General features: G+C 35.9%; 7 protein-coding genes and 1 pseudogene. All 8 read left to right on the top strand.

All coding sequences use genetic code 11. The annotated features are described in order from the left end of the window. Nucleotides 1-99 precede the first annotated feature (99 nt). Nucleotides 100-339 carry a GlsB/YeaQ/YmgE family stress response membrane protein gene (locus tag B4H39_RS09035; protein WP_251420937.1) on the top strand — a complete coding sequence of 80 codons (240 nt, stop codon included), beginning with the start codon at nucleotides 100-102 and terminating at the stop codon, nucleotides 337-339. A 26-nt stretch (nucleotides 340-365) separates the two neighbouring features. Further along, nucleotides 366-920, top strand: coding sequence for an alkaline shock response membrane anchor protein AmaP (amaP, locus tag B4H39_RS09040; RefSeq protein WP_251420935.1), 555 nt, complete (start codon nucleotides 366-368; stop codon nucleotides 918-920). Nucleotides 921-934: 14 nt separating this feature from the next. Next, nucleotides 935-1,081: a DUF2273 domain-containing protein gene (locus B4H39_RS09045; protein ID WP_251420932.1), complete on the top strand. Its 147-nt coding sequence runs from the start codon at nucleotides 935-937 to the stop codon at nucleotides 1,079-1,081. Nucleotides 1,082-1,095: 14 nt separating this feature from the next. After that, nucleotides 1,096-1,275 (top strand): annotated as a pseudogene (locus B4H39_RS09050) (Asp23/Gls24 family envelope stress response protein); the annotation flags it as partial. Between the two features lie 283 nt (nucleotides 1,276-1,558). Beyond that, nucleotides 1,559-2,326: a (Fe-S)-binding protein gene (locus tag B4H39_RS09055; protein WP_202231313.1), complete on the top strand. Its 768-nt coding sequence runs from the start codon at nucleotides 1,559-1,561 to the stop codon at nucleotides 2,324-2,326. A 13-nt stretch (nucleotides 2,327-2,339) separates the two neighbouring features. Next, nucleotides 2,340-3,812, top strand: coding sequence for a LutB/LldF family L-lactate oxidation iron-sulfur protein (locus tag B4H39_RS09060; RefSeq protein ID WP_251420930.1), 1,473 nt, complete (start codon nucleotides 2,340-2,342; stop codon nucleotides 3,810-3,812). Nucleotides 3,813-3,814: 2 nt separating this feature from the next. Continuing rightward, nucleotides 3,815-4,498, top strand: a complete 684-nt coding sequence (locus B4H39_RS09065; RefSeq protein ID WP_202231315.1) for a LutC/YkgG family protein — start codon at nucleotides 3,815-3,817, stop codon at nucleotides 4,496-4,498. 587 nt (nucleotides 4,499-5,085) lie between these two features. Continuing rightward, on the top strand, nucleotides 5,086-5,300 hold a 215-nt coding region (locus B4H39_RS09070; RefSeq protein WP_286927567.1), incomplete at its 3' end, for a hypothetical protein.

A 5,300-nucleotide genomic window follows, 5' to 3' on the forward strand; every position in this document is an offset into this window, starting at 1 on the left:
AAAAATGAATTAAATATTTGAATTTGTTATATATTTATGTTAGATTATTATTGTTATTATTAAATTGTATGTGATATCATACTAGAAAAGAGGTATTTTATGATTTGGTCGTTAATTGTTGGAGCTATTATTGGTTTAATTGCAGGGGTCATCACTAAGGGAGGATCCATGGGTTGGATTGCTAATATACTAGCAGGTCTTGTGGGTTCTGTGGTGGGTCAAGCACTTCTAGGGAGCTGGGGACCTTCCCTAGCAGGAATGGCATTAATTCCTTCAATCATCGGTGCAGTGATTGTAGTTGCTGTAGTCTCCTTCATACTATCAAAAATGCGTCACTGAGTTAAAGAATCTAGAAAGGGGGATTTGTGTCATCTGGAAAGAAGTTTATATGTATAGTTCTTGATATTCTTCTACTTTCTATTGTAGTACCAACAGCGTGGGATTACTACAATCTGGTAAAGTCTAATTACAAGATGAGTTCTTCAAGTCAACTTCTCTATATTGGAGAATATGTACCAACCTATTTATTTTGGGGAAATGTTGTCTTAGCCCTTGTCTTAATTTTGGCTTTAGGTATTACTATATTTTATCCTAGAACATATATAGATATTACACTCTCAACTCAGAGTGGAAAGCTTACTTTAAAACGTTCTACTATAGAAGGGCTCGTTCGTGAAAAAGTCATTGAGAATAATTATCTAAAATTTCCTCGCATTCATGTAGTTCTACATAAGAATAGAATAGAAATTTATGTAAAGGGAGAAATTATCCCTCGAGTAGAAGTTACGCAGAAAGCTCAATTATTGGAACAAGAAATAGTCGATTATTTAAAAGTTTTCTTTGGGCTAGAGCAATCTCTAAAAATAAAAGTTAAGGTTAATGCAATGGAAAAAAAGCGAATTCAAGGCACTCACTTGTAGTATAGGAGGTATCAATGGATTACCTGGAAAGATATCGATATCCAATTATCGGAGGCATTATTGACGGTATAGCAGCGGTTGTCATCTTCACAATTGGATCATGGAAAATGATTCTGCTTTTAATTTTAATAAGTCTAGGTGTAATGGCTGGTCCATTTTAAAAAAGACAGAAATCATTGATGTTGTTGAAGCTAATGTGACAGTTACAGATATCAAGATAAAAGAGCAACAGAAAAAAGATGAAATAACTGTTCAAGATCATGTTACTGATGCTGTTCAAACTACAGGAAAGTTTACTTCGAAACAAGTTGATAAAGTTGAAGATGTAGCATTTGAACAGGGGAGAGTGGAATAATAAGCTAAATTTTTACATAACATATGGTATATATTCAATAAAAAAGTCATTAGAGTAATCTTAATGACTTTTTTATTTCATCATGCAAGTTAACTAAAGCATAGCCAAACAAAAGTCCATTGTTTTTCGACTATACGTAAAAATTTTCAAACTACTCACTGTCAAATTCTTTTTACACCTTCTTTTTTTGAAAATATAAAAAAATCGGCTTATAATGAAAGAGGATACATATCTAAAAAATGTCGAATTTTCAATAAAGATTTAAAAATATTAAGGAGGGCTTATGAAAGTTTCAATATTTTCTACTTGTGTGATGGATCTCATGTTTCCACAAGTTGGAATTGCAATGGTTGAAGTCCTAGAACGTTTGGGGATTGAAACAGACTTGCCAGAACAACAAATTTGTTGTGGACAACCTACCTATAACTCGGGATTAGTTAAAGAATCCATGCCTACAATCAAAAATCAGATTGATGCTTTTGAGTCTTCTGATTATGTGGTGGGTATAGCTGGATCGTGTTCGGGGATGTTTACAGAGTATCCACATATGTTCGATGAAGGTGATCCTTATAAGCAAAAAGCTATTGATTTAGCGAATAAATCCTACGAATTCACTCAATTTCTTTATCGGGTGCTAGGTCTTGAAGATCTTGGAGCCACATTTAATGGCGAGAAGGCAACTTATCATCGTTCTTGTCACATGACCCGCATTTTAGGGGAACGAGAAGCACCTTTTATCCTATTGGATAAGGTCAAGGGGCTTGAGCTTCTTCCGCTGCCTCATTTAGAAAATTGTTGCGGTTTTGGTGGAACTTTCTCTGTTAAATCTCCTGAAATTTCAGAAATGATGGTTGCCGAAAAAACAAGAGATATCTTGTCAACTGGTGCTGAAATCTTGATCTCTGCTGATTTAGGTTGCTTAATGAATATCGGCGGGAAATTGAATCGTGACGGAAAGAAGATTAGAGTCATGCATATTGCTGAAATTTTAAACACCAATGTTGACTTAGAAAGAATAGATGTTATCAAAAATCCAGCATTTATAAAATAAATAGGAGGAGAAAATGGGCCTTTCAACAAGTACAAAAACTTTCGCTGAACGTTTAGAAGAGAGTAAAAAAGACCAGTTTGCCAAAGCTGCAGTGGCAAAAGCACAAGATGCTCAATGGGACAAACGAGAATCTGCACGTAATGAGCTAGGAAATTGGCAGGAATGGCGCAACATTGCTGAATCTATTCGTCAACACACTTTAAAGTATTTACCACACTATCTAACCGAATTTTCGGATAATGTAGCCGCTCGTGGCGGACATGTCTTCTTTGCTGCTGATGCTAAGGAAGCAAATGAATATGTGAAACGTATTATTCTTGAAAAAAAGGCTAAAAAGATTGTCAAATCAAAATCAATGGTGTCCACTGAAGTAGATATTGATCCAATGCTCGTCTCGCTAGCTGATGATATGGAAATTTTAGAGACAGACTTGGCCGAATTTATTTTGCAACTCGCTGACTGGGATGAGCCTTCGCATATTGTTTTTCCAGCTTTACACAAAAATCGTGATCAAATTCGTGAAATTTTTGCTAAAAAACTTGGGTATAAAGGAGATAATAATCCTGTTAATCTTGCTCGTTGTGCCCGTGATGCCATGCGTAAGCTTTTCTTGAAATCTGAAGTTGGCATCACCGGTTGTAACTTCGCCATTGCCAATACCGGTGACATTAATTTATCTACCAATGAAGGGAATGCTGATTTAACGATTTCTATTCCTAAAACACAGATTGTGTTAATGGGAATGGAACGAATTGTACCGTCTATCAAAGAAGCTGAAATTTTGGACAATATGCTTGCGCGTTCAGCTGTAGGTCAAAAATTAACAACTTATGTCACTTTTGCTGGTCAAAAAGCCGAGGATGAATCTGATGGACCGGAGGATTTTCATGTTGTCATTATTGATAACGGCCGTTCAAATGCGATTGGAACTGCTTTTGAAGCAGTCTTACAGTGCATCCGCTGCGGCGCTTGCTTAAATGTTTGCCCTGTCTATCGTCAAATTGGTGGTCATGCTTACGGCTCTATTTACCCTGGTCCGATAGGTTCCGTTCTCTCTCCTGTTTTAGGAGGTTATGAACAATATGGTGATTTGCCATATGCTTCTACCTTATGCGGGGCTTGTACAGAAACCTGTCCCGTAAAAATTCCTTTGCATGAACTTTTGATTGAACATCGTAAAGTCATGGAAGATGATTTGTCAATGCATCACGACGGCTCTTTTGTAAATTTTGAAATGAATATGATTGGAAAAGGAACAAGTAGTCCAGCAATGTTTGGAATGGCAATGAATATGGCACATACGGGGCTCAATATGTTACCTAAAAATAAGGAAGTAAGCGTTGGTGGTTCCTTGTTTAAATACGGTGCCGTTAGAAAAGCACCTGCTCTAGCCAAAGGTTGGACGGATGTTCGCGACTTACCTATAGCTCCTCCTCATAAAGAACAGTTTCGTCACTGGTATAAAAAACATAAGGCAGGTAAATAAAAATGACAGGAACTATTGAAAATCGAACTCAATTTTTAGACACATTGTTAAAAAAACGTGGTGGTGTAGAACTGCCATTTGAACCTTATAAACTCATTTCAGATCTGCCCCAAACATATTTGACAGATTTAAGCAGTGACGAATTACTCGAACTTGCCAAGGAACAAGCGCGTCGCGTTTCAGCGAATCTAGTGGAAACAACTTCTTCAGAAATGAATGAGATAATTCACGGTCTCATTGAAAAATCTGGTGGCGGGCAGGTCATGATTCCTTCAACAGATGAGTTAGAGCAACTGGGAGTTAATATTATTTCAGATCAACTGGTCAAATGGAAAATGGGTAAAGAAAATCGGGAAGAAAATATTAATGCTGCTCAAAATTCTAATGTTGTCGTAGCTGTTCCCAAATTTTTCCTTGCCGAATCAGCCACAATTGTGGTTGAATCAGGAGCTGGTCAAGGGCGTTCTTTGCACTTTTTACCTACCCATTATATTTCTGTGATTCCACTCAGCCGCATGGTTCCACGCTCTACACAAGCTGCAGCTTGGTTGGATGAAAATAAAAAGCCTGGTTCAACGCTGCATTTTATTTCTGGACCATCAAATTCCGGTGATATTGAAATGCAACTTGTGGTCGGACTTCACGGTCCTTTAGAGATTAACTATGTAATTGTCAAAGATTTATAGGAGTTTACTAAGGGTAAGTTTGTAGGTCTTAGTGATACGCATTTTGAGGGGGATCCAAAATTCATAATTTATCTCTCACTTATGATTACCAGTTATGAGCCGTTAAAATCTTTTTCTTTGTATGTTTTATATTCATTGCCTTAAATCAATTTCTAGTTTTTGCTTTGTAGTCTGAACGGATTCTCTAACATTTGGAAGAACATCATATGATGATAAAAAGAAGAGGTTATTAAATCCACTAAATAATTGTTGATGACGTCTTCTCATAGATTTTAGTTCATCCAAGCTCTTAATTTACATCTTCTTTATGTGCGGTTACCATGTGTTCAATTTGATTTTTTAAATTTTTAATCACATGTTCCTTGGCAACACATTTGCAGGAGAATATACTGAAAAGTTCACGGAGGAAAATACAAGCTTCTTAAAATTCCTATAGAAAGCAGAATATCGCAAATTCTTGTGGGATATCTCGAACTACAATCTATAAGATACATAAATAAATTCTCTTGATATAAAACAAAAAAAATAAGGATTCTTGTCCTTATTTTTTGGTAATGAGCATAAATGCTAGTCTGTTCTTCCTTGTGATGCTTCAAAAATTATTGACCTTCCCTGAAAAAATCAACAAAAGAAGATATAATTTAATTAAGTGGCGCTTACAAATTGATGAGGGGGTGAAAAGAAGAACACTTTTGTTTTGCATATTTTTATTTTCTGTGAGCATATTTCTTATATCAGGATGTTATAAGTTCGAAATGTCATCAGCAAATAATAATAATAATAATACAAATATTTCCTCTAG

It is taken from the genome of Lactococcus sp. UBA7128 (assembly GCF_002492185.1).
GTDB lineage: Bacteria > Bacillota > Bacilli > Lactobacillales > Streptococcaceae > Lactococcus > Lactococcus muris.